The sequence below is a fragment of the Bacteroides reticulotermitis JCM 10512 genome (genome assembly GCF_000517545.1).
GTDB lineage: Bacteria > Bacteroidota > Bacteroidia > Bacteroidales > Bacteroidaceae > Bacteroides > Bacteroides reticulotermitis.
In genome coordinates, this window is the sequence record NZ_BAIV01000046.1 from 1 (window position 1) to 25,179 (window position 25,179).

A 25,179-nucleotide genomic window follows, 5' to 3' on the forward strand; every position below is an offset into this window, starting at 1 on the left:
AAACTTGTTATACACTTTGATGCCTCCGATTAACCCGACCACGGCTCCAATCGCATAAATCAATTTTGTGCCGGGGTCGAAATAGGAAGTTACCATGTTGGTGGCCTCGGTGATGCCCCCGATGCCGTTGCCCTGCGCCAGGGCGGAAGATACGGCAGCCATAAGAAGGGCTGCCGACAAAAGAATCTTTTTCCTTGTCATTGCTAATTTTTTTTAATTTGGCGGGCATGGGGCGGGATTAGTCCCCACACGCCGCCGGTGGATAATTACTTTTTTTACTTTCTCGAATTTTTTCAGTGGTTGGCGTCCGTGAGCTAACCGTAATCTCTTTCTTTCATACCTCTTTTTTAAATTGTTAATCACTATGCGAATGCCCGCGGATCAAAGTCTTTGGGCGCTTTCACGCCTGGTTCATCGTTTGTTTCGCCCGCTTCCCGCTTGCGACGGTGGTAGGCGGCAAAATAGTCATCCATCAGCTTACCGGCGGTGGCTTTCTTTTTCGGTTCGCCGGATACGACCTGTTCAAACATATCGGTCTGTCTGACCTCTGCCAGCACCCGCCCGGCATCTTCCCGCTGTCCGGAACTGGCGGCTTCGGGATTTTCTACCGTTTTCACCATGCCCGACAAATCGTCGAAGTTTACCCCGGTCGCCATACCTGCCCCGGCGGGTTCCCCCGCTTCCCCGCTTTCTTCGGAATCTACGTTGTCTTCGTAACCGTCGGATGCTGATCCCTCCGGCTCGTCATTGAAACTTAAATCTATTTCGCCGGGATCATCCGTTCCGCCCGAAGAAAAGACCTTGTCCAACTCGGAGGGAGGAATCGCTGCCGGAGTCTTCGAGCTTTCCTCTTTCGAGTTTTCGGGAGCAAATGTAGGCGTATTTTCTTCACGTTTTTCGCTTTTAATCAGCGTGGTAGCTTGTGGCAGCGAGTGGCGCAGGTCGAAGCCGCTTTTCCCGATGATGTCCTCTTTCGGGGATGCCTTGAACGGGTTGAACGCCGGTCTTTTCGCCGCGTTCCTTTTCCGTTTTACCGACCGTTCCCACACGAGGTAGCAGGCGAGGAAAACCAGGTACAGCACGATGGCTGTAATAAATATCCGTATCATGGCCTACTTTAATCCGCTCAACTGTTTCACATACAGCCCGGCTATATCTTCCTTGTGGGCTTCCATGTGTTCGGCAAGGATATTGTCGATAAAGCCGCCGACGCTTATTTGTATGCCGTCCAGTGCAAGGACATGGACGAAGCGGACGATTTTTTTGTGTATTTCCTTACTGACATACACCGACTGCCGTTCCTTAAATTCCTTCGGTTTAAGGAACCTCTCGGTATAGGCCGTCTTCGGTTTTACTGCCGGAGCGGTTTTGTCGGCCGGCGTACCCTGTGAACTTTTGCTGCGCCCGAATATTATTATCTTTTTCATTTTCTTTGTCTTTATTAGTTGATTAAAAACTTTTGTCGATACTGTTCTCATACAATTCGCTCAATTCGCCCTGAAAGGTTGAAAAATGGTGCTCCAGCACATTGTCGAGGAAACTGAACAGGGAAACCTCGTTTTTGCCGATAACCTGTACAACTTTCAGGATGCGGTCGTGGTGTTCCTTGCGGATATACACCACCTTGTTTACACGCGCCTTACCCCCGGCAACCTCTTTTACAAAAAGGGATTTGTAATCCTGTGCCTTACCACGACGCCGTTTGGTTTCTTCGCGGGGCGCTTCCTGCTCCTTTACCTCCTCCGGTTCTTCCGGTAAGGGTGCAATTGCCGTTTTAGGCGCTTCCGCCTGCTCCATGGAGGCTTTCAACGGCCTCTCACGGTTGCCTACCTGATGGATGAAAGAAACTTCGTCCGCTTCAATTTTTTCCCTTGCCATAACCTGTTACTTTAAGATTCCCAACAGTTCATCGACAAGCGCGTCCATGTTGCTACCTTTCACCAGCGATTTATCCGCAGGGAACAGCGTAGAGCGGAACAGGGCTTTGTGACCGGTGTTTTGTTCCTTGCGGAAACGCTTGCTGTCCGGGACAAACGTTTGAAGGATCGTAAATTCCAATTCCCTGATAACCGCCTCGTAAACGTCGTACAGTTCCGATTTTTCGCGGCCATCGACCATATTCCACAGCAGGTACGTCCCTTTGATATGGGTTTTACCAACAGCCTTTACCTGATCACGCAAGGCGATAAGGTAGTCCAGCGTACTTTCCATGACCACCCTGTCGGCGGCAATGGGGGCTATGATGTAGTCCATGTTCAACAGGGTGCTTAACACGCCCTTGTTATTGACCGTGCCGGGCAGGTCGAAGAAGATGAAATCATAATTACCCTGTGGGACAAGGTAGTCGGCGTCGGCAAGGGCTTCCTCCGGACTGCTGCCGATAACAGGCCATGCTTTTTTGTCCAGCCGGGTAAACTGTTCATAGGCCATGCCCTTGTAGTGTTCATCTTTCGTAGCTAAAACCAGGTCGCGTTCCCGCATCCCGACAATAGAGTGCTGCGGGTAATCGCAGTCGATTACAGCCACGTTGCAGCCTTTCACATAATGCAGGTAGCTTGCGACCAATACGGTCAGGGTAGTTTTGCCTGCTCCCCCTTTTTGCGTGGCAAAGGCCACATAAACAGGATTCTTTTTCATTTGAACATTGTTTTAATTATACAATCGGTTGTTTAACTTTTTATTTTTATGTTTCTCTATTCGCTTATTTACTTTTACGAATTTTCAAAATGTTATTCGTTGATATACAGCCTTATTTGAATAAAAAAGTAAAAGGATAAATATTTAAATATTCTTTTATTGCTATTTTAATTTTTCATCGTATTACCGTATTATCGCTGTAATCCGATAATCCCGCACCCTTTTATCCGCTCATTCATTCATCTGTCTTTTTATCCTTTTGATTTTTGGAATAAACACCCTTTGAAATTTTCGTTGATTTATTTTTATCCGATTTTAAAGTTTGAAACACATGAAATTTTATGCGTTTACATGTTCTTTTAAAATTGTTTTCAGCGGCAAAGGAAAGCCTTCTTTTTGAGGTAATCACCATGTTTAGGGTCGGTGGCAGCTTGTGGCGTCGAGTGGCTTCGGTCGGTGACACACAGCGCATTAGATATGCCCGTAACTTTGCAGCATGAAACGTTACGGTCGAGTGCAGGGTCGCTTTTAAGGTTTAGTTACCCCTTCCCAAACTGCCCTTTGACGTGCAGACTTTTCTTTCGGCGAAGCCGGAACAAAAGCTGCCACTGTGGGCAGATTTTCATTTGCGTCTGGGCAAATAGCAAGGTATGTTTCGAGTAACTCGAAACGATTTCCGTTACCGGAAATCCCTTGCTCTTCCAGAGGGGAAACTGCCTCCGAAGTCGGTAGTTTTGGGCGATACTGCACCCGCCGTGACGGATTTATGAACCACTTTAAAAATCCGTGTTATGAATGAAAGTAAAGAACCCCGTAAACGGGGAAAAGGCGGCAGACCGCCCAAGAGCGACCCGGCGGAAAACTGCGTAATGGTGCGTTTTTCCAACGAACAATACGCTGAGTTCCTTACCATGTACGAGCAGTCGGGCGTCCGCTCGAAGGCGCGATTTATCCTTGCCCGTATCTTCGGCGAGGCGTTGCGCGTGATAAAAACCGACAGTTCGGCGGTCGATTTTGTGATGAAACTGTCCGCTTTGTACGGGCAAATTCGTTCCGTCGGCGTGAATTACAATCAGGTGGTGAAGCAACTTCACACCACTTTCGGCGAGAAAAAAGCGCTCACGATGCTCTATAAACTGGAGCAGGAAACGATAGAATTGTCGAAAATCGGGCGCGAAGTGTTGCAGTTGTGCGAGCAGTTCAAGAAAGAATGTTTGCCTGAATAGTCCTTAAAAAATGGTTGCGGATATACACATAGGGAATAATTTGTACGGCGCGTTGGCTACAATCAGGAGAAAATTGATGCGGGTTTGGGTAAGATTCTGGAAACGAACCGTGTCTTTGTTCCTGCCGACGGGCAGTTTTCCGTAGGGAATTGTATGCGGGACTTTGAACGCGCGATGCCCCCGCAGGTAACAACTACGCGCGGAATTATCCATATTTCCCTGAATCCGCACCCGGAAGATAAGCTGACCGATGAGCAATTAGCCGACATCGGACGGGAGTATATGGAGAAGCTGGGTTTCGGTGGCCAGCCCTACATGATATTCAAACACGAGGACATAGACCGCCAGCATTTGCACATTGTTTCTACCCGTGTCCGCAGCGACGGCTCATTAATCAGCGACAAAAAGGATTTTGAACGGAGCCGGAAGATTACCGATGACCTTGAAAAGAAATATGGCCTGCACCCAAAAGACAGGAAGCAGGGCGAGACGTGGCAGCTTTCTCCGGTAGATGCTTCGCGCAGCGACCTGAAAAAGCAAGTCGCCAATGCTATCAAGCCTTTGACGAGCATGTATAAATTTCAATCTCTCGGCGAGTACCGGGCGTTACTTTCCTTATATAATATAGGAGTAGAGAAAGTCGAGGGGAATAATCAGGGACACCAATACACGGGATTGGTGTATTCGGCGTTGGACGCCGATGGTAACCGTGTAGGCAAACCGCTGAAATCTTCCCTGTTCGGCAAGCAATATGGTATCGAGGCATTGGAGCAAACGATGAAAAAATCAGGCGAGGAAATCAAAGCAAAGGGAATTGTTGCTGATACCCGCGCTACCGTTTCTGTGTCCATGACGAAAGCCCGCACAGGAAGCGAGTTTCGAGCGAACTTGCAGAAGAAAGGTATTGACGTGCTATTGCGCTACGGTAATGGAGGACGTTTGTTCGGGGTAACGTTTATCGACCATAACAGCCGCACGGTATTGAATGGCTCCGCGTTGGGTAAGGAGTTTTCAGCCAATGCGCTTTCCGCACGGTTCGTAGATTTTTCACAGCCACAAGAACGCCGTGAGGATCTGCAATCGGTTACGCCGACACCCGTTCGTGAGAATCCGCATCCGTCGATGCAAACCGCCCATGAAGAAAAACAACCGCAATCGGCTAAAGGATATTCGGGGGATAATTCGCCCGTCGGAACTTTGCTATCGGTACTGACACCGGAGCCGGGGCAGCATGATGATAACCAGCCTATGCCCTTGCGAAAGAAGAAGAAAAAACGGAGGTATGGGAGGCAGATGTAAAATACTCTCTATAAAATCTTTAGATGATAGAAATTTCCTCTATTTTTAATCCCATATTAAAAGCATTTGAGATTTGTTGTATTATAGACTTTTTTGTAGCCGTATCAGAACAAGTCATAACAAACAGTTCGTCTCCTATTGGTTTCTGTGATATCTCATAACGTGGAATAATGGTGTCGGAAACTAAGTTTGTTCCATTCAACATTATTCCTAAAGATTTTACTCTTGCTGCTCCGGCAGTGGATATTACATCCATTAATGTTTTATAAACCATTCTTTCTTCCACTATACGACCATTGGGATAAGTAACACGAAGAATATGTGACTTTCTTTTCCCTTCATTCTTTAGTACCGCACTTTCAGTATTTTCATCAACAAGTGTTTCTACAAACTGAATATACTTACTCAATGCACAACTGTATTGTCGATTACCAACATTATTCATTTCTTTGAAATCTTGGTTTCGATGAAGAAATTGCGACCATGAATAAAGCAACTGTATATCAGTAATGGAAAAAATATTTTGTATCGCAGGCATTAGGTATTTTCTTATACATTCGGTTACTCGACCATTAAGAGCTTGGATATAATACCTCCCCGAATTTTCCGACAAACCAGAGTCTTGCATAAATCGCATAAATAACGATTCGCAATGCTTAGGACTTATAGATAGGGGTTCTGTTGCAGTTAATGATTCTGCATATTCAATATACTTATTCAATGCACATGAATAAACCCGATGCTTCAATGTATTAAACTCTCTAAAATCCGGCCTCATAGAAAGACTATCAGCCCAATACTGCAACATGGATATATTAACAGTATCAAATATTGAATTTATTTGTGGAGAATAATATTCCTTAACTAAATTTGTAAGAATACCGGAAACAGCATGTACATACCGCCTTATGATACTTTCTGATTTATTTTGTGAATACATAAAATCAATATATTGGATTTTATGATGTTCAACAATATCTGTATTTTGTGGCTGTATCTCAATTTGTTCATGTATTTCATCAAGCTCGTCAAAATCTATATTTTTAATTAGCTCATGCCAATCTTTTAATTTCATAGTAGGAAATTGTCCCGAATAAAACTGTTCTGCCATTTTCAATGCTTGTAGCATATGATTTGTTTGGATAATGGGCTTCAATTGTTCTTTCAGTTCTGTATCTGTTATTTTGAGCAATTTCCCATTGACGACGTATGGATTATTGGGTGCAACGGCTATTACATTATCGGATTCATTTGTTTTTTCTTCGTCAAATAGCAAAATATCTGTGTCTGGTTCTTCATTTTCAGGTGTGAAAAATGTTTCGATTCTCGTGAAAAACTCAACTAAGTCTTTCCGTTTAAAAAGAATAGGTTCATCTCCATTTTTCAAACGTTTTTGTAAAAATGAACCTTTGGTAACCTCTTCTTGAAAAAACTTTCGAGAATAGAAAGAAACGCTTTTCCTTTCATTTAAACGTGTTTTGACTATGTGATAGTTCCAACAAATAAGCACGTCATTTTCTTGGTCATATCCTAAAAATACAAATGGGCTTGAAGAAGTTTTTATTTCTTCAAACTCTTCTCGAATAGGTAATTGAGCACGAGTGGTGTCTGGTCGTTCATTAAAATATGCTGATGACATATTTTTCACATAGACATAATACTCTTTTCCACTAAATAACATTAAAAACGGTTGTGTACCTCTAATATAAAAGAATTGAGGTGCACTTTTCAAAACATCGAGCATCAACTGTAAAAGCGTTTCAGGATATACTTTCTCTATTCTATTCATATCTGTATGCTTTTAAATAATTGACTTTCCGTAGAAATGAACTCATCACTCCTTGCAGATATAATATGTGATAAATCACAATCAAAACGAATATTATTTATTTCCTCAGGAATGTTATCACTACTGATTGTCGGAATATTTTTAAAATTGTAAAAGGCGAGCGTATCTAATGCTTGTTGGTAATCAAAATAGACATCAAAAACTTTGTCAAAATCATTCCCAAGCGTTTGAGATAGAATATCGTTTAGTCGGAATTGTAACTGCAAACTTTGGACTCGCTTACAAATAGAATCTTTAAGGTCAAAAATATTTTTACCTTGCCCTGTTTGAATAACAAATACAGAAGCGACTAAGAGATTTGAGTTTTGATTAGGATAGAGTTGTTCAAGAGAAAAACTATGCATTCGTCGAACAGTGGAGGTACTTTTAACTTCTATTTTATCGTACCCATCATTGAAATCAAACTTGTCATTGGGAGAGGTATGCCACGATTGGATTAGATATTCGGGAACTTTGGCTCGCTCAATAATAAACAATTCAGCCCATAATCCTTGTATGGTTTTTCGTGGTGGACGATTAAAGCGACTGAATAACTCTATCAGTTTTTGAATTTCCTTCTTGAGTTGTTCATGGGAAGGACTTTCCGGTAATTGTTCCAATACAACACATACTATTTCGATAAAATATTGCTGAAAGTCACTATTCCCTGTTTTCAACAAAATGATTGTATAAATATTCTCTGTTTGTTTCGAATCGCTTTCAGATAAGCGACAAGTTCGGCTAAACAATATCGAAATAAATTCGAGGTTAATATCCGAAAAATGCAATGTATTAGTACATTCGATGAAAAACATGGGATATCCTTCCGATGAAATCCCAATCTTATGTTTTTTCGTAAATGGCAATGTAGCAGCTAAGAAAACATCTTTACGAACAGATTCTTTTTGTTGTAATCTTGCAAATGTTTTATATATAGACTGTTTCATGATTTTCTATTCTTCATTTTTACTTTCGGTTGCTACATAGTCGATTGCAAAATCTTTGGGATAATAAATCGCTAATGTATAAGCGACCTTCCCGCCCCAACGGATAGAATTACATTTAAGTTTAACTTTATGTAATTGAATACAAATCGAATCTTCAAAACAAATTTTTGCATCACCAGGATAGACCTCTTTACCTGAAACTGAGCGCCTGAGTGAAGATTAGTGGTTAATTTCATTGTTTGTTCATCGAAAGCACGTTCACGAGCTTCTCCTGCATAAGCCATCTGAATAATATATGCATGTTCCAATGGTGAATTTTCTTTTGAAGCAAGATATTTCAGGTATCGCATAGTCGCTTGCTTACGAGCCGTATCCGGCATATTTGAAAACTTAAAGTTTGAAAGAAATTCAATTACTTGCTGGATGGGTAATTTTGCAAACCGGTGGTTACGATCAGTAGTACCATAATCTTTATCATTTTCAAAAATTGTTTGCGTAATAAACTGTTCTACAAAACGAATATTTTCATCAATCATTTGGAATGCATTCATTTTACGCCATCCGTTAAGTTTCGTTTGTACCGTATTAATTGAAAGGATGTTTTTGCGAGTAGCATTTAAACGTGGCGAAATAATTAACAATTGCTCCACGGCCTCAAGATTTGTATTTTCTTTAAGCCATTTTCGCATTTCTTCCTCATGTTCTACATACTCTGCATATTCAATACAAGTATCTGTCGGAAGATAAACACGGCATGATTTTAAATAGTTCCATTTATAGCCAAAGAAGCGACAACGTTGCTGGATGGTATCGGCAGTAGATTTGCCAATACTATAACGAGGCATATAAGTTACGGCAAGATTTTCTACCGTAAATCCACGATTTAACATTTCCGCACCAACTAAGATATGGGATGGACTGCCTTCCCAATCAACCTCTTTATTATCGCCTTGTCTTTTGTTGCTGCTTATAATCAATTCAATATTTGTATCAAATATAACGTCGGGCAACTGAGTTAATATTTCTTCAAAAGAAGGTATTATATCCGTAGATTTGTCATACTCTCGAATAACTTCGGGATAAATTTGACGAAACGATTCAACTAATTCTATTTTTGCCAAGTCGTTTTCATCAGCATTAATCATTTCCGTCCACATATCAATCAGACTTTTAACCCAAATGTAAAAGGTACGGCTTGCATCTTGGTCTTTGTCTGCATGAATCATCATGGAGAGGTAGTTTTCTTTTTTAAAGATACAGACAACTAAGGCTACATTCATTAAGTGAATCTGCAAAGCATCAACAAGTGTTTTTGGACATTGAGTAAGCGGATTCTTTTTGCTGTTATAAACTTGTTCATCAGGGATTGTCAAAACTAATCCGGGCTTGTCTATAAAAAACGTTTTACCGCCAGTATATTGTTTCCCCGGAGTCAAAACAGTATGATGTTTTGGCGATAGCAAGTCCAGAATGCTAATAAGCAATGGCCCTTGTGGGGTTGCCGTATATTGGATGTAGGAATGATTAGGAATAGAATTCCTTAAATGCAAAATACTTCGATATGTTGTCGTATATTCATCTTCTTCCCATTCTTCCGATAGACTTTCTTTTTTACTGTTTTTATAAGCATAACCATTAAGACTGGCTTGGTCTGCCTCATCATCAATAATAAGAACGGCATTATTTTTCAGCACATTTTTTACTTGTTGTGAATTAAAAATATCTGCTAATGCATTAATATACTTGTAATGTTTTAAAACAGTAATTAGGATAGTAGGTTTTGTGCTTATTTGCAACTCATTTCGTATACGCTGGACTTCTTCAAGAGATGGATTTTCGTGTAATTTGTAGAATTGATTATTAGCTCCATTATTGATGAGATCTTTACGCAGTCGTTTAGTTGTTTGCGTCAATAGATTTGTTTTGGTTCCTGCAAAATAGACAATCACTCGAAATCCATTATCATTAGCCATAGCTGATAACGTGGTAAAAGACATTGTTTTTCCACTTTGTACATACCCAACAACAAGATTTGTAGCGGACTGTGCCTCATCTAAATGCGGATTGGTGCAGTGCGATAATATCTCTGTCGTTTCTGTTATAAGATTATCCACTTCCTCTTGGTCGAGTTTTCGTTTAAATCGTTCCATGAGTTCTGTTGTCTTTTCTCCAATAATCGGAGCAAAACTTGAGGATGAGCCTGTTGATATTATCTGGATTTCCATATCGCCAATGTTACTTTAAAATATACTGGTTGAATAATAATCTTATATTGGAAGCAAAAGTTGTTCCTCTATTGGGAGCCATGATTTCCGACAATGCAAGCGATTTGAAAATTGCAATAATCGGCTGATAATTATTTGCTCTCTTAAATTGGTCGAAACGAGTAAAGAAAGGATGAGCAAGGTTGATTTTGCATACGATTCTTTTACTGTTCGCACTATCATATTGACTTGTATTTTCTTGGGTAACCGAGTAGAGTGTATCAGTTGCTGTTTCCGTGACCAAATCCACTCGTAAAGTGTAGTTTATTCCATTAAGTTGAAAAGCTTCTGCATGGCTATCCAATGTTTCTGCTTTTTGTATTAATGTTTCCGATTGTGCTACATATTGAGCATTTTGAACTTTCGTTTCTGCTTCTTGAACTTTCTTCGTAAGTTCACGGGGCTTTGTCTCTTTTTTCAGTGTGGAAGTAATCTCTTTCGCAATCTTTGTATTATCCTCTTTCGTTTTTTGCCGGAAGTATTCAGCCTGTCCATGAAGGTCGAATTCGGGTGCTGTAAGTTCCTGTTTTATGGCTTCCATAAAGGCATATAAATCGTCTTCGTCACGGAAACCGTTTTTATTGAAAGAGACATCGAACCCATCTAATTCAAGTTCTCCAAAAATGCGTTTATATCGAGGAGAACCTGTTTGTCCACAAAGAACCTGTGGATGATACTTTTCTTCACCACCACCTTGAATAACTCGGCCACGACGTAAAAGAGCAAGTCCATTGGCTCCGTTTTGCATTGTTTTTAGCAAAGCGATAAAACCTTTGGCTTTATAATTCCCTAACTCAAAGTCAATGTCTTTTCTCCATACAATATTTTCTCCATCTGGAGTTTTGTGATAAGGAGCACAAAGAATTTCATAATTCGGATAAGATAATTTTTCGCCGTTGACAACTATATCAATTTCATCATTTCGAATAAATTTACGATAAATACTGGATAAATGTCGACGAATTTTATCCATCTGGTTAGGTGTAGGCGCATGGTTCGAAAGACCAGAGAGAACAATTTTTGTATAATGTTCATTTTGTGGTTTGGACTTTTCAATTACAATCAACTCCTCTTTACCTTCACTTGTAACCTTTTGTAAATCAAATTCCGTAAATCGTTCTACTGGTTCCCATAAAGCTTTAGTGTACACGCACCATTTATCGGCCAGCCAAACAGACGCGGTTTTCATTCCCATGCCAAACTCATTGAGTCCTGTTACATCCAATGGAACATGAGCTGGTTCAAAAGCTCTTTCGTAATTATTTGCATCAATACCTGCTGCATTATCGACTATAAGAATTGTTTTCGCCGTCCAATCAACAGTTATTTGAATTTCTAATTTGTAATGAGGGTTAATGGATAATAATGCATTTTTATTGTCCAGATAACTTTGTACCGCATTATCAACGTATTCACCCAACGTGAATGAAACCGTGTTGTTTAAAGCGCGAAAAGTACTGTAAACACTTGGTTTCAGAGCTATGGAAACTTTATTTATCTGCTTCATAATCTATTAAAAGTTGTTCTGCGATTCTTCTTACAACCTCAACATTAACTGCATTACCAAAAGCTTTAAATGCTCCGGCTATGGTATCAGGCACTTCCTTCAAATCCTCCATACATTGGAGTCTTGCCGCCTCTTTGCGAGTCATATATCTGCCAATCTCACCTTTTGGTGTCACTATCCATGGGAAAATCGGAATTTGAGTTGTTGTTAAAACCAATGCAGGAGAAAAAGTTGGTCTTTTCACCCTAATGCCGGAAGGTCTAAACTGCACAATTTTATCATTAATTGTAGGGTGTTCCTCGTATCCACAATTCCACTCGAACTTTTGATGACTATTTTCAAATCCTTTTATTTTGTCAATCCAACCATCAATCCATGATTTATTTTTTTCATAAAAGCCTCTATTTTGACGAATAAATTGTTTTTTCCAATCTGGAAAATTTCGATTTTTTTCCGTCTTGTTAGTTTGTGCATAAATAGGTAAGCATTGTAAGTAATCATCCTTTGAACTCCCTATTATTCTCTCTCCAAACTTACCTTTTTTTTCTTCAAAGTCCCTCATTTTCTGAAAATAAGGTGCAATGCCTTCATATTTATATGTTGCACCAAATTCCATTGCCCAAATAGGAAAAGTTGGTAACTCTGCTTTATTCTTAACAAGCAAGTCTAAAAATTCTTGCCATACCACTATATGATTGAGAGTAACCTTTCTCAAAGTCATATAGTCTGTATCGTCTGGGATAATTATATCATTAATATTACATTCCGGGCGTTTATCATGATTAGGAAATAGGAAGTTCTTAAGTCCTCCCTTTTTTTTCAGTCTTCCAACAATATAAAAACGAGTACGATGTGAGGTATCCCAAAATAATGAGGTGAAATAATGTCTTCTCTTACATCATAAAGCGTTTCAAGCGTTGTATGAATTATCTCATAGGTCTTTCCTCCATCGTGTGTTTTCAGATTAGGAACATTTTCAAGGAATACGAACTCCGGTTTATGATGTTCCAATATCTCCATAATTTTATAAAAAAAGTTTCCGCTTTTTTCATCTTCAAATCCTCTTTGAAATCCCGCCTGTGAGAATGGCTGGCACGGAAATCCAGCACATAAAATATCATGCTTGGGTATATCTTTTATTTTTATAGCATTTATATCCCCACTACATTCCATTCCATGATTAGTCTGGTATAGTTCTCGTAATTCGGAAATTATCTCGCTTGCGAATACACATTTATGCCCAAGTTTTTCGAGTGCTAAATGAAATCCTCCAAGTCCTGCAAATAAATCTATAAATTTCATCTTAATCGGTTGCTTGTTCAGTTATATTGGTCTCTATCTGCCTGCGTTCTGCTTCAAGTTCTTTTGCCAGTTCTTCCTCGGAAGGCAGGTAAAGTTTGTATTTGGAAGCAAACAATTGTTGGCTTTCATGAAGAACAGAATATTTTACGATAGTAGCGTTCTTCTCCGTGCAAAGAATAATCCCTATCGTTGGGTTATCCGTATTGGTTTTGATATTCTCCTCATAATAACGAACATAGAAATCCATCTGTCCTATATCCTGATAACTTAGGGAACCAACTTTGAGGTCTATCAATATGAAACATTTCAGAATGTAATTGTAGAAAACCAAATCGACAAAATAGTTATCGTTTTCAGCCTTGAACCTGCGTTGCCGGGAAACGAACGAAAATCCTTTACCAAGCTCCAGCATAAAGTGTTGCAACTTGTCAATTAACGCCTTTTCCAAATCTTTTTCGTAAAAGTCAGTGTTGGAGGGTAAATCAAGAAACTCCAATACATAAGGGTCTTTGATTATGTCATGCGGGGTTAAACAATCTTCCTTTGCTATTGTATCCTCATACTTTTTTACTTCCATCTTATTTTGAGAAGAAAGAATCCGTTCGTATGCCAATGACGAAATCTGACGGTCAAGAGCGCGTGTACCCCAATTTTGTTCAACGGATTCTCTCAAATAGTATTGGCGAGCGTCTCATTTTCAACCATTAATAACGAACGGTAATGCGTCCATGTCAATTCGGGTCGCAGTGCGTCCCGAATTGGAAAAATATGATAAAATTGCCTCATCCTACGCAGATTCCGCTCATCATATCCCGAACCGAAGTCTTCCGTGAGTTTCAGGGAAAGCTCATGCAGTATTTTCTTCCCGTAATCTGCACGTTCTTTACCTCCCTGTTCTTCTATTATGATACGTTCCCCTATATCCCAATAAGCATATATCATTGTGCTGTTGGCATAATGATACACCTTATTCCGGGCATTGATGATGATGTTTTTTACATCATTATAAAAGTTCGATGATACTAATTCTTTCATATACTGCATGTATTTCGGGTCGCAGTGCGACCCGATTTTATTTTGCAGGCAAAGGTACGATTTATTCCCGGCTTATCATAGTATTTATACCTGCTGATTATCAACCATAACGCCACAAGCATCCATTCCGATGCCACAAACTGCCACGCCCCTAAAATATAGCTCCGGGATGTTGTTGTCTTCCTACTTTCGCATTTTCAATCCATTGTCAAACAATTAAAAACAAATTGATTATGCAACAAGAAGATGATTTGAGAGGCCTGGCAAAAGTCATGGACTTTATGCGGGCGTTAAGTATTTTATTCGTAGTGATAAACATATACTGGTTTTGCTACGGAGCAATTAAGGAATGGGGAATCAACATCGGGGTAGTCGATAAAATCCTGCTGGGTTTCAACCGCACCGCCGGATTGTTCACTTCCATCCTGTGGACGAAAATCTTTGCAGTGGTATTCCTCGCCCTGTCCTGTTTGGGAACTAAGGGTGTCAAAGACGAGAAAATAACCTGGAATAAAATCTACGTCTGCCTGGGCGTAGGGTTCGTTTTCTTCTTCCTGAACTGGTGGCTACTGCTTCGCCGCTACCGGTGGTAGCCAACGCAGGATTGTATATTTTTACCATGACCGTTGGCTATATTCTTTTACTCATGGCGGGGATATGGATGTCGCGCTTGTTGAAAAACAACCTGATGGACGACGTGTTTAACACGGAGAACGAGAGTTTCATGCAGGAAACCAGGTTAATGGTAAACGAATATTCGGTAAACCTGCCTACCCGCTTTTGGTACAAAAAGAAAATGTGGAAAGGCTGGATAAACATCGTAAACCCCTTCCGGGCGGCGATAGTGCTGGGTACTCCCGGTTCCGGCAAGTCTTATGCCGTGGTAAACCAGTTCATAAAACAACAGATTGAGAAGGGATTTACCGGTTATATCTACGATTTCAAGTTTCCCGACTTATCGACCATCGCCTACAATCACCTGCTGAACAACCGGGAAGGCTACGCCAAAGTCCCGACCTTTTATGTGATAAACTTCGACGACCCTTCGCGCTCTCACCGCTGCAATCCGATTAATCCCTCTTTCATGGACGATATATCGGACGCCTACGAATCAGCCTATACAATAATGTTAAATTTGAACAAAACGTGGGTGCAAAAGCAGGGCGATTTCTTTGTCGAATCACCGATAATCCTCTTTGCAGCAATTATTTGGTATCTGCGCATCTATCAGGACGGGAAGTATTGCACGTTCCCCCATGCGATAGAGTTTTTGAACAAGCGTTACGAAGATATTTTTCCGATACTTACTTCGTATCCTGACCTCGAAAACTACCTTAGTCCCTTTATGGATGCGTGGTTAGGTGGTGCTGCCGATCAGTTGATGGGGCAAATAGCGTCAGCCAAAATCCCGCTCTCCCGAATGATAAGCCCGCAATTGTATTGGGTCATGTCGGGTGATGAATTTACCCTTGACATCAACAACCCCGAAGACCCGAAAATATTGGTAGTCGGTAACAATCCCGACCGGCAGAACATCTACGGCGCGGCATTGGGGTTATATAATTCCCGTATCGTGAAGTTGATTAACAAGAAAGGGCAACTCAAATCTTCCGTTATCATTGACGAATTACCGACGATTTATTTCAAAGGATTGGATAACCTGATTGCCACCGCCCGAAGCAACAAAGTGGCCGTGTTGTTGGGTTTTCAAGATTTCAGCCAGTTAAAACGCGACTATGGCGATAAGGAAGCTGCCGTAGTGATGAACACGGTAGGCAATATTTTTTCTGGGCAGGTGGTCGGCGATACGGCCAAAACCCTGTCCGACCGCTTCGGGAAGGTATTGCAGAAACGCCAGTCGATGACCATTAACAGGCAGGACAAATCGACCTCTATTTCTACCCAAATGGATTCATTGATACCTCCGTCGAAAATCAGCAACCTGACGCAGGGGATGTTTGTCGGGGCGGTCGCCGACAACTTCGACGAGCGGATAGAGCAGAAGATTTTCCACTGCGAAATCGTAGTAGATAACGAGCGAGTGGCCGCAGAAACAAAAGCATACAGGAAAATTCCGGTTATCTCCAATTTTGTAGATGAAAACGGTGTTGACCGTATGAAAGAAATGATTAAGGAGAATTACGACCGCATTAAAGCTGAAACGAAACAGATCGTCGCCGATGAGTTGGAGCGTATTCGCAACGATGAAGACCTGTGCCATCTGTTGCCGAAGCAGGAATAAAAATATCAAAAAGAGGATGTGTCAAAAGCCAGATACATCCTCTTTTTGTGTTACTGAACATTCAGCCCAGAAGGTTAATCATCCCACATATTTGAATCAGGCCATTGTTCTTTTTCATCCTGATTCTCGTTAGATACAGAGTGGTCATTGGTTATGTCTCCTGTAAGAGGATCATAATCAAAAGAATGTCTGCCATCATCATTGTAATCCGTATGATGTACAGTTCCTTTTTCTTCATCATACGTGTGATTGTTGCCGCTTCCCATAATATAATCTCCTTTTTGCCAACATATATTTTTGCTTTTGGTATCCCTGTCGGCTTAAAAGGACACCACAAGCCCTATTTTATAATTTTCCAACTTTCGTTTTGTTCTTTTCATTTGCTCCATTTGAATAATTACCTTACAAATATACAGTGTTTTTTGGTATGGATAATAAAAATGTCAAGGAATAACATTGATAACCAATACTTCAACGCCACAAGCTTCCAAACCGGCGCCACAAGCTGCCAGCCACCTGAAATCCCTTTGCCATACGGCAAGACAGGCGTACTTTCGTTCCGCATTAATAGTAATGCGGAACTTAAAAATCAATGATTTATGGCAGAAAAACAGATTAATTACGACCGCGACATATTGCTTGTCGAGGACAAAAAGAGCGGCAGGCTGAAAGCCGTCACAGGCATGAGCGAAGACGGGAAGAAAATCAAGACCGTCGAACCGTCGATGAGGAACGAACGGATGTTCCTGACCGTCGGGAAAAATTCCGGCGACATGGAAAAATTCTTCCAAAGCTTCATGTCCCGGAGCGGCGACCCTTCCGGCACGGAGTTTTACAAAATGAGCGTAAACGGGCTGGAAATGGGAGTAAATATATTGGCGGGGCTTATTGGCGGCAAGTTAAACCCCGAATACATTACCTCATGCCGTGTCCGCCCCCAGGATTACATGGGCGCGGCGCAGGAACATGACCCGAAAGTCATTTTGACGCAGGGCGAAGATGGAAAGCTAAAAGCCGTAGCCGAAGGGAAGGACGGCCAACTGAAAAAGGTCGATCCCACAAAGGAGAATGCCGACAGTTTCCTGAAGATCGACCCGCGCGGCAATGCGCTGGAGAACTTTTTTCAGAAGTTTGCGGCGCAGTTCAAAACCCCGTCGCACACGGGTATTTACGCGGTCAGCGTGAAAGCGGTCGATATGATGGCGGCTTTCCTTGACAAAATCATCAGGATCAACCCGGAGGACAAGGTACTCGACCCGTACCGTGTAACGCCTGACGGCAAGATGCAGGAACAGGCGCAGGGGAAGTACCAGCCGCTCGACCTGAACAAGCTCGAATGGAAAGAGGTCGAAAAGTACGGTTTGACCGGCGATAACTTGCAGGATTCACTTAAAGCCATGTCTTATGGGCATAAGTCGCCCGGACTACTCGAAATCCGCATGGAGATTGACGGTAAAGAGTTGCAGGCCAAAGCCCGCCTGTCCTTTGAGCAGCAGCCCGACGGCACAATCAAAATCCAGACGCATCCCTATCAGGAAAAGCCCGATTTTGAAAAGCCGTTTATGGGCGTCATGTTCTCTCCCGACGACCGGAAGCAACTCACCGCTACCGGCCACGGCGGGCGTGTCTTTGAACTGGAAATGACCCCCGGCGGCGAAAAAGTCCCGGCGCTCGTGTCGCTGGATAAGATCACCAACCGCTTCGAGGCTGTTCCGCTATCGGAAATCCAAATCCCGAAAATGCTGAAAGGCGTTGAACTGTCCCAGGAACAGCAGGACGGGTTGAAAGCAGGTAAAGGCGTGCTGGTCGAAAACATGGACAAGAAGCAACGCCCCGGCGAGGAACCCGGCGGCAAGATTACGCGCATCGTGCAGTACAACGCCGTGAATAAGAACTTCGATTTCCTGTTTACGCCCGAACAGCGTCAGCAACGCCAACAGGAACGGGCGGCGAAAGCGGAACAGAAAACGGAACAGGACGACAATCAGCCGCTCAAAGCCCGCAAGGTCGGCGAAGTATGGGTGCGTCCCGTGCAGGGCGGCGTCGAACTCACCCGCGAACAATTCAAAACCCTGTGCGAAAATAAACCTGTTTGGGTAGAAGGGATGGTAAACCAGAACAATAAACCCAAACAGGAAGAAGGGGCGAAGCAGGTGGAGTCCACCGACCAGAAGGGACAGAAGTACAACGCCTGGGTGTGGCCGGATCAGGATGCCGGACGCATCCGCCATACCAGCCTGCCGCCCGACCAATGGAAAGAGGTGCAGGCCAAGAAGCAGGCGCAACCCGCCGAGGGCTTCAAAACGCAGATTGCCGTGAACAACGAGGGCAAAACCAACGAGGCGACCAAACACTCGACCGAGCCATTGCAGAAAGGCCAGACCCAGCCCACCGGGAAGCAGGCGGAAAAGAAAGAGCAACAGGAGCAGCGTCAATCGCCCGCCAAGCCCCGGAAAAGCGCCGGGCATAAAATGTAACAGATTTATTCACCACTAAAAAAATCAAAAGATGAAAGTTTGCATAGCAGAAAAACCGAGCGTGGCTAAAAGTATAGCCGCCATACTCGGCGCAACCAGTAAAAAAGACGGTTATATGGAAGGTAACGGCTATGCCGTAACCTGGGCGTTCGGCCACCTTGTGGGGCTTGCCATGCCCGAAGCTACGGTTTCACGGGTTTCCAACGGGAGAACCTGCCGATACTCCCGAAGGAATTTATACTTGTTCCCCGACAAGTCAAAGAAGGCAAGGAGTATAAGAACGACCCCGGCGTGATGAAGCAACTTAAAATCATCAAAGAGTTGTTTTCCAAAGCCGACGGCATTATCATTTGCACGGACGCCGGAAGGGAAGGCGAGTTAATCCACCGTTACATCTATGATTATCTCGGCTGTACTTGTCCGTACCAGCGGTTGTGGATCAGTTCGCTGACCGACAAGGCCATCAAAGAGGGTTTTCAGAATCTCCGTCCCGGCAGCGATTATGACAACTTGTACCTGTCAGCTAAAGCGAGAAGCCAAGCCGATTGGGTAGTCGGACTTAATGCCTCGCAAGCCCTGTCGATTGCCGCCGGGCGCGGCTCGTGGTCGCTCGGTCGAGTGCAAACCCCGACGCTGGCGATGATATGCAGCCGCTATCTGGAAAACAAGGACTTCAAGCCGCAGACTTATTTCAAACTGAAACTGCACACAGCCAAAGATGCTACAACGTTTGCTGTTTTGTCGGTGGACAAGTACGATACCCGTTCCACAGCCGATGACGCATTGCAACAGGTAAAGGCTGCCGGAACCGTCCGCGTTACGGGTGTCGAGAAGAAAGAGGTGAAGCAGGAACCGCCATTGCTGTATGACCTGACCACGCTTCAAAAGGAGGCCAACAGCAGGCTCGGTTTTTCAGCCGACAAAACGCTGAACATTTCCCAAGCCTTATACGAAGCAAAAAAAATATCGTATCCACGCACAGGCTCCCGTTATATTTCCGCCGATGTGCTGGACGAGATACCGCACCTGATCGCCACGCTGAAAAACCATCCGCGTTTCGGAATTTATGCCGCCTCAATGGATAATATCGTACTCAATATCCGCTGCGTGGACGACAAGAAAGTAACCGACCACCACGCGCTCATCATCACCGGAGATCCGGCGGACGGATTAACCGGAGATGAACGGACGATTTATGACATGATAGCTGGTCGAATGTTAGAATCATTCTCCAATCGTTGCACCAAAGAGAACACCGCCGTTTCGCTCGACGCAGGCGGCGTACACTTTGTCGCAAAAGGCAGCGTAACGCTACTTCCCGGCTGGCTGGCTGTGTTTAACGCCACCGATGAAGAAGCGCAGGACGAAGACGTTATCACGCTGCCCGTACTCGCCGGAGGCGAGATGCTTCCTATTTGTGATGCAGAAGCGTTGGAAAAACAGACCAAGCCCCGTCCGTTGCATACAGAGGCAAGTTTACTTAGTTCGATGGAATCGGCAGACAAGGAATGTACCAACGAAGAAGAACGCGAAGCGATGAAAGACGCCGGTATCGGTACGCCCGCTACCCGCGCCGCCATCATTGAAACGCTGTTTGCACGGGAATACGTCGTGCGAGAGAAGAAAGCATTGGTTCCGACAAACAAAGGACTGGTGGTCTATTTAGCCGTGAAAGACAAGAAAATCGCTGATGTGGCAATGACTGGCCAATGGGAACACGCCCTTGCCAAAATCGGTGAAGGAAAAATGGATGCAGCTACGTTCCACCGCTCGATAGAGGTTTACGCTTCGCAAATCACCACGGAATTGCTCGGCATCGCTTTTGAACGGCAGGACGACCGTCCCTGTTGCGACTGTCCGAAATGTAAGAACGGGAAAGTAACGTTCTATCCGAAAGTCGCCAAATGCAATAACGAGCATTGCGGACTTACCGTGTTCCGCACCATTGCCAAAAAGGATTTGACCGATACGCAGTTTACCGCCTTGCTGACGAACGGTAAAACAGGTATCATCAAAGGCTTTACCGGCAGCAAGACCGGAAAACCGTTCGATGCGGCTGTCGCTTTTGACGCCGGCTACAAAACCGTGTTCGAGTTTGAAGATAAGAACAAAGGCGGCGGGAAAAAAGGTAAGTACAAGTAAATTCGCTAACTTTGCCACTGAAAGAATCTATGACTTGCTAATTAGGGATAATTGCCTGACATCGGATTTTTTTAGTGGTGGCGACCGGGGCAGGGCTCCGGTCGCTTTTTCCTTTCCCTCCATTTATTTACCACTAAAAAAACAAAAGATGAAAGCAAATAATAAATCCACAGCCGTGGAAATGTCCTATTTCCGGCTCTCCCTGTTATCCTATTTACGCGATTCGCATCCCGACAAAGCCGCCGACAAACAATTTATCGCCTCGCGTGGCGATGCGGCAGCCCAGGCGTACAGCGAAGCCATAAAATCCGGCCACACCCACGATGAGGCCGGAGAAACCGCCTCCCAAATCCTCTATGCCGGACTGCATTTCTCTCCTTACCGTACCATTGTAACCATCCTTTGGGACGAGTTTGCGGACGAATCGGAGATCGGCGGTAGCCAAATAGACCCTGAGTTGGCCGAAGGATTGGCAATAGAGTTACTGCCTCGCCTTTCGGCTGTAATTGAAAAATACACATTGTCGGACGATTTCGCCGATAGTCAGGAGTACAGGTTACTCTACACGGAACTGACGGGCGCAATCCAAACACTTCTCGAAGATGGCGTTCAATAAGAAAGCCCGGCTTCGGGACAATATCGGGGCGATACGCATAGCGTTCGACCTTGAAAAAGAAGGGCGGCAGGCAACGCCCGCCGAACGGGAAATATTGGAAACCTGGTGCGGTTTCGGGGGAATCAAAGCCGTGTTGAATCCCGCCGACAAGCCGGAAGACGTGCAGCAATGGACGAAAACCGACAGCGAACTGTTTCCGCTGGTTACACAGTTGCACGACATATTGCGCGTGGGAGCGGGAAACGCGCCGCAGTATAACCGCTATGTAAGTTCCCTGAAAAATTCCGTGCTGTCCGCCTTTTACACCCCACCGGGTGTAGTGGACGCATTGGCGGCGGCCTTGAAAGAAAGCGGCGTTGAACCGGTGCGCCTGCTCGACCCCTCCGCCGGAACGGGTATCTTTTCCGAGGCTATCAGACAACCGAATCCCCACTGCGAAGCAACACAGTTTGAAAAAGATATGCTGACCGGTAAAATCCTTTCACACCTGAATCCCACCGAGAAAGTGCGGATAGAAGGATTTGAAAATATAGAACCCCGCTACAACGGCTATTTTGACGTAGTCGCCAGCAATATCCCGTTTGGCGACGTAGCCGTTTTCGATCCGGCTTACCTTTATTCCAAAGACCCGGCGCACAAGTTGGCCGGTGGCACAATCCACAACTATTTCTTTATGAAAGGCGTCGATTGCGTCCGCGAAGGCGGATTGGTGGCGTTCATCACCTCGCAGGGCGTATTGAACTCCGAAAGCAACCGCCCCGTGCGCGAGTGGCTGATGGAGCGGTGCGAACCGGTTTCCGCCGTCCGCTTCCCGAACAACCTCTTTACGGAACATGCCGGAACGGAAGTGGGCAGCGACCTGATTATCCTCCAGAAGAAAACAGGTGTTAAGGAACTCTCACAAAGGCGCCAAGATTTTATCGCCAGCAGGAAGCTCACCAACGGCATACCGGTTAATAACCTGTTCCAGAATTTCGACCGTGTAATTCACGACAATGTAAAAGTAGGAACCGACCCTTACGGCAAACCGGCGATGGAGTTTATCCACTCCGGTGGCGTAGATTCCATCGCTGCCGAATTACGCGGTATGTTACGGGAAGATTTTTTGCAGCATCTGGATATGGAGTTGTACCAAAAACATGCCCCGCAGGTAGAGCAATCCGCCGCCCAAAGCCGGGGCTACCAGCCCACAGCGCAGGACTGGCGGGAAATGGGCGAAATGGTAGAAGCAACAAGGAAAAAGACAGGAAATTGTTTATGCAAGCCACCCCGGAAGATTTTTCCGAACGGAAAAGTACAGCCCAACTGGATTGGGAGGAAAACAGGCTGGGGTTTGACGACGTGCTGTCGGATGACGACCTTTCCCCAGTAAGGGAGCAAAAGCCGCAAGAACAGCAATACACGCCGCCGGGAACACAAACTTCTTTGCAGTTTGACTTTTCCGAACCGGTTCCGCCTGTGGCACAATCCCAGGAGCCGACTGCGGAGGCGAAGCAACAGGAACCGGCGTACAACATCCAAAACCAACAGCTCATATCGCTGTATGATTTGTTCGGGCTGTCCGCCGAGGAACGCACACAAATCAAACCCAAAAACAGCCGTTCCCGCCGCCGGATGGAGATACCACAGCCCAAAGAAAGGCAGGGACGGAAATCCGCAAAAAAGGAAGATGAGCGTGCGCCGTTGGACTGGCGGGAAGAATTGATGCTGGAAGCCGCTAAAAAGAGGAAAGAAGCGGAAAGGCAAGCCAAGAAAACAAAAACAGACCCCAAGCCCGTTTATCCTGTCGCCGATGCCCGGAAGGAAGAACAGCCCCAAAACCTCAAAAGGGAAGCGGAACGGGAAGAGCGGATGAAGCCTGTACCCTTTACCGTGCCGGAGCAGGGATTGCCAAAGCATTACAAGGAGGGTTCATTGGTAACGAACGACGACAACCACATCGGCTATCTTCGCGACCTGAACGGTTTTAAGCCCATGTTCCATCCGCTGGAACTTTCAGCGCAGCAGGGGAAGCGGGCGTCGCTCTACATCGAAATCCGCGATACCTACCATCACCTCTACCTGAACGAAGCCGATACGCTACGGGAAAATCCTGCTTTGCGTCAGATGCTCAACCGACTGTACGACGATTTTACAGGAAAATTCGGCAAGCTGAACGACCCCAAGAATCTTGACCTGATTAAAATGGACGCCGGAGGGCGGGAAATTCTTTCGCTGGAGCGTTACCGTGAGGGCAAAGCGGTAAAGGCGGATATTTTCGAGCGTCCCGTAGCTTTCAACAACCGCGAGATTACCCATGCCGACAACGCCCGCGACGCGCTGGCCGCTTCGCTCAACAAGCACGGCAAGGTCAATCTGGAATACATGGCACAGCTTACCGGAACGGCAGAAGACGGTTTGCTGTCGGAGTTGAAAGGTAAAGTTTATTTCAATCCGCTGGTGGGCGGCTATGAAGTTGCCGACAAGTTTATCGCCGGAAACGTCATTTCCAAAGCGGACGAGGTACAAAAGTTTATCGATAACCATTCCGACCACGAAGCCGCCAAAGAATCGCTGGCCGCCTTACGGGAAGCCGCGCCCAAGCCGATTGACTTCGACGATTTGGATTTTAATTTCGGCGAAAGGTGGATACCGACCGGCATTTACGCCGCATACGCTTCGTACCTCTTTGAAACGGATGTAAAGGTAACATACGCCTCCAGCCGCGACGAGTTCAGCCTCAATGCCCGCTCCCGGAACGCCAATATCACGGAAAAATACGGCGTGCGCAGCGAAAACCGCCTGTTCGACGGCGTTGCCTGATGCGCCACGCCATGCACGACACCACGCCCGACATTACCAAGACAATCAAGGACGGCGACAAGGAAGTCAAAGTACCCGACGGGCAGGCCATACAGTTGGCGAACAGCAAAATCGACGAAATCCGTAACGGCTTTTCCGACTGGCTGCGCCAGCAGTCGCCGGAGTTCAAAGACCGGCTGGCCAACCTCTATAACCGAACATTCAACTGTTTTGCCCGACCGGAGTACGACGGCAGCCACCAGACCTTTCCGGGACTTGACATGAAAGCGCTGGGCATCGACGACCTGTATAAGAGCCAGAAGGACGCCGTCTGGATGCTCAAAACCAATGGCGGCGGTATCTGCGACCACGAGGTCGGCGCAGGTAAAACGCTGATTATGTGTTGCGGGGCGATGGAAATGAAGCGGCTGGGATTAGCTAACAAGCCGATGATTATCGCCCTGAAAGCCAACGTACACGAGATAGCGCAGACCTTCTGTACCGCCTACCCGGACGCGAAGGTACTCTATCCGGGCAAGGAGGATTTTACCCCTGCCAAACGCACCCGCATTTTTAACGAAATGAAAAATAACAACTGGGACGCGGTGATAATGACCCACGAGCAGTTCGGGATGATTCCGCAGTCGCCCGAAATCCAGCGCGACATCTTGCAAAAGGAGTTGGATTCGGTCGAAGAAAATTTAGAAGTGCTGCGTAATAAGGGAGGGGAAGTTTCCAATTTTATGCGCAGGGGTGTCGAAAAACGGAAAACCAACCTCGAAGCCCGCTTGAAAGGGATTACCCACCAAATCGTCACCCGCAAGGACGATGCGGTGGATTTCAGGCTGATGGGCATCGACCATTTATTTGTTGATG

General features: G+C 44.8%; 19 protein-coding genes and 3 pseudogenes. 7 read left to right on the forward strand and 15 right to left on the reverse strand.

Annotated features, from left to right (window positions below; genetic code table 11):
- The 5 genes from JCM10512_RS19775 to JCM10512_RS19795 all read right to left on the reverse strand — a co-directional run.
- Positions 1 to 201: DUF4134 family protein (locus JCM10512_RS19775; protein WP_044165578.1), on the reverse strand; the 201-nt coding region annotated here is incomplete at its 3' end.
- A gap of 161 nt (positions 202 to 362) precedes the next feature.
- On the reverse strand, positions 363 to 1,049 hold the full coding sequence (locus JCM10512_RS19780) for a hypothetical protein (RefSeq protein ID WP_244437358.1): 687 nt from the start codon (positions 1,047 to 1,049) through the stop codon (positions 363 to 365).
- Between the two features lie 63 nt (positions 1,050 to 1,112).
- Positions 1,113 to 1,427 carry a DUF3408 domain-containing protein gene (locus JCM10512_RS19785; RefSeq protein WP_052517314.1) on the reverse strand — a complete coding sequence of 105 codons (315 nt, stop codon included), beginning with the start codon at positions 1,425 to 1,427 and terminating at the stop codon, positions 1,113 to 1,115.
- A 22-nt stretch (positions 1,428 to 1,449) separates the two neighbouring features.
- The gene (locus JCM10512_RS19790) at positions 1,450 to 1,878 is read right to left on the reverse strand and encodes a DUF3408 domain-containing protein (RefSeq protein ID WP_044165568.1); all 429 of its coding nucleotides are present in this window, start codon (positions 1,876 to 1,878) and stop codon (positions 1,450 to 1,452) included.
- Positions 1,879 to 1,884: 6 nt separating this feature from the next.
- Entirely contained in the window at positions 1,885 to 2,637 is a 753-nt protein-coding gene (locus JCM10512_RS19795; protein WP_044165569.1) for a ParA family protein, read from the reverse strand.
- Positions 2,638 to 3,428: 791 nt separating this feature from the next.
- Between JCM10512_RS19795 and mobA the strand changes: the two genes are divergently transcribed.
- Together mobA and mobB are read left to right on the forward strand one after the other, a co-directional pair.
- The gene (gene mobA / locus JCM10512_RS19800) at positions 3,429 to 3,863 is read left to right on the forward strand and encodes a conjugal transfer protein MobA (RefSeq protein WP_044165570.1); all 435 of its coding nucleotides are present in this window, start codon (positions 3,429 to 3,431) and stop codon (positions 3,861 to 3,863) included.
- A gap of 84 nt (positions 3,864 to 3,947) precedes the next feature.
- On the forward strand, positions 3,948 to 5,162 hold the full coding sequence (mobB, locus tag JCM10512_RS19805) for a conjugal transfer protein MobB (RefSeq protein ID WP_369346509.1): 1,215 nt from the start codon (positions 3,948 to 3,950) through the stop codon (positions 5,160 to 5,162).
- Between the two features lie 19 nt (positions 5,163 to 5,181).
- Here mobB and JCM10512_RS24370 read toward each other — a convergent pair whose 3' ends face one another.
- The 8 genes from JCM10512_RS24370 to JCM10512_RS24380 form a co-directional block, all read right to left on the reverse strand.
- Complete coding sequence (locus tag JCM10512_RS24370) at positions 5,182 to 6,951, reverse strand: hypothetical protein (RefSeq protein ID WP_244437361.1); 1,770 nt, start codon at positions 6,949 to 6,951, stop codon at positions 5,182 to 5,184.
- Positions 6,948 to 7,937 carry a PD-(D/E)XK motif protein gene (locus tag JCM10512_RS19815; protein ID WP_044165572.1) on the reverse strand — a complete coding sequence of 330 codons (990 nt, stop codon included), beginning with the start codon at positions 7,935 to 7,937 and terminating at the stop codon, positions 6,948 to 6,950. Before JCM10512_RS19815 ends, JCM10512_RS24370 begins: the two co-directional genes overlap by 4 nt.
- Positions 7,938 to 8,008: 71 nt before the next feature.
- Positions 8,009 to 10,162, reverse strand: coding sequence for a Z1 domain-containing protein (locus JCM10512_RS19820; protein WP_244437363.1), 2,154 nt, complete (start codon positions 10,160 to 10,162; stop codon positions 8,009 to 8,011).
- A 10-nt stretch (positions 10,163 to 10,172) separates the two neighbouring features.
- On the reverse strand, positions 10,173 to 11,708 hold the full coding sequence (locus tag JCM10512_RS19825; RefSeq protein WP_044165573.1) for an ATP-binding protein: 1,536 nt from the start codon (positions 11,706 to 11,708) through the stop codon (positions 10,173 to 10,175).
- Positions 11,692 to 12,429, reverse strand: a complete 738-nt coding sequence (locus JCM10512_RS19830) for a DNA cytosine methyltransferase (RefSeq protein ID WP_044165584.1) — start codon at positions 12,427 to 12,429, stop codon at positions 11,692 to 11,694. The genes JCM10512_RS19825 and JCM10512_RS19830 overlap by 17 nt, the downstream gene beginning before the upstream one ends.
- A gap of 98 nt (positions 12,430 to 12,527) precedes the next feature.
- Positions 12,528 to 13,010: a DNA cytosine methyltransferase gene (locus JCM10512_RS19835; protein ID WP_081741556.1), complete on the reverse strand. Its 483-nt coding sequence runs from the start codon at positions 13,008 to 13,010 to the stop codon at positions 12,528 to 12,530.
- Position 13,011: 1 nt separating this feature from the next.
- On the reverse strand, positions 13,012 to 13,587 hold the full coding sequence (locus tag JCM10512_RS24375) for a PDDEXK nuclease domain-containing protein (protein ID WP_244437365.1): 576 nt from the start codon (positions 13,585 to 13,587) through the stop codon (positions 13,012 to 13,014).
- 92 nt (positions 13,588 to 13,679) lie between these two features.
- Positions 13,680 to 14,045 carry a DUF1016 N-terminal domain-containing protein gene (locus tag JCM10512_RS24380; RefSeq protein ID WP_244437367.1) on the reverse strand — a complete coding sequence of 122 codons (366 nt, stop codon included), beginning with the start codon at positions 14,043 to 14,045 and terminating at the stop codon, positions 13,680 to 13,682.
- Positions 14,046 to 14,278: 233 nt separating this feature from the next.
- Here JCM10512_RS24380 and mobC point away from each other — a divergent pair.
- A pseudogene (gene mobC / locus JCM10512_RS19845) lies at positions 14,279 to 16,287 on the forward strand (conjugal transfer protein MobC).
- Positions 16,288 to 16,361: 74 nt separating this feature from the next.
- Here mobC and JCM10512_RS19850 read toward each other — a convergent pair.
- Both JCM10512_RS19850 and JCM10512_RS23140 read right to left on the reverse strand, forming a co-directional pair.
- The gene (locus JCM10512_RS19850; RefSeq protein ID WP_044165575.1) at positions 16,362 to 16,553 is read right to left on the reverse strand and encodes a hypothetical protein; all 192 of its coding nucleotides are present in this window, start codon (positions 16,551 to 16,553) and stop codon (positions 16,362 to 16,364) included.
- Positions 16,554 to 16,730: 177 nt separating this feature from the next.
- Positions 16,731 to 16,880, reverse strand: a complete 150-nt coding sequence (locus tag JCM10512_RS23140) for a hypothetical protein (RefSeq protein ID WP_183209588.1) — start codon at positions 16,878 to 16,880, stop codon at positions 16,731 to 16,733.
- Positions 16,881 to 16,886: 6 nt separating this feature from the next.
- Between JCM10512_RS23140 and JCM10512_RS19855 the strand changes: the two genes are divergently transcribed.
- The 4 genes and pseudogenes from JCM10512_RS19855 to JCM10512_RS22625 form a co-directional block, all read left to right on the forward strand.
- Positions 16,887 to 18,764: a DUF4099 domain-containing protein gene (locus JCM10512_RS19855; RefSeq protein WP_244437368.1), complete on the forward strand. Its 1,878-nt coding sequence runs from the start codon at positions 16,887 to 16,889 to the stop codon at positions 18,762 to 18,764.
- Between the two features lie 31 nt (positions 18,765 to 18,795).
- A pseudogene (locus tag JCM10512_RS19860) lies at positions 18,796 to 20,906 on the forward strand (type IA DNA topoisomerase).
- 148 nt (positions 20,907 to 21,054) lie between these two features.
- A complete protein-coding gene (locus JCM10512_RS19865; protein WP_044165577.1) occupies positions 21,055 to 21,522 on the forward strand; it encodes a DUF1896 family protein in 468 nt (155 codons plus the stop codon).
- Positions 21,509 to 25,179, forward strand: a pseudogene (locus tag JCM10512_RS22625) (helicase-like domain-containing protein); the annotation flags it as partial. The gene JCM10512_RS19865 and the pseudogene JCM10512_RS22625, both read left to right, overlap by 14 nt.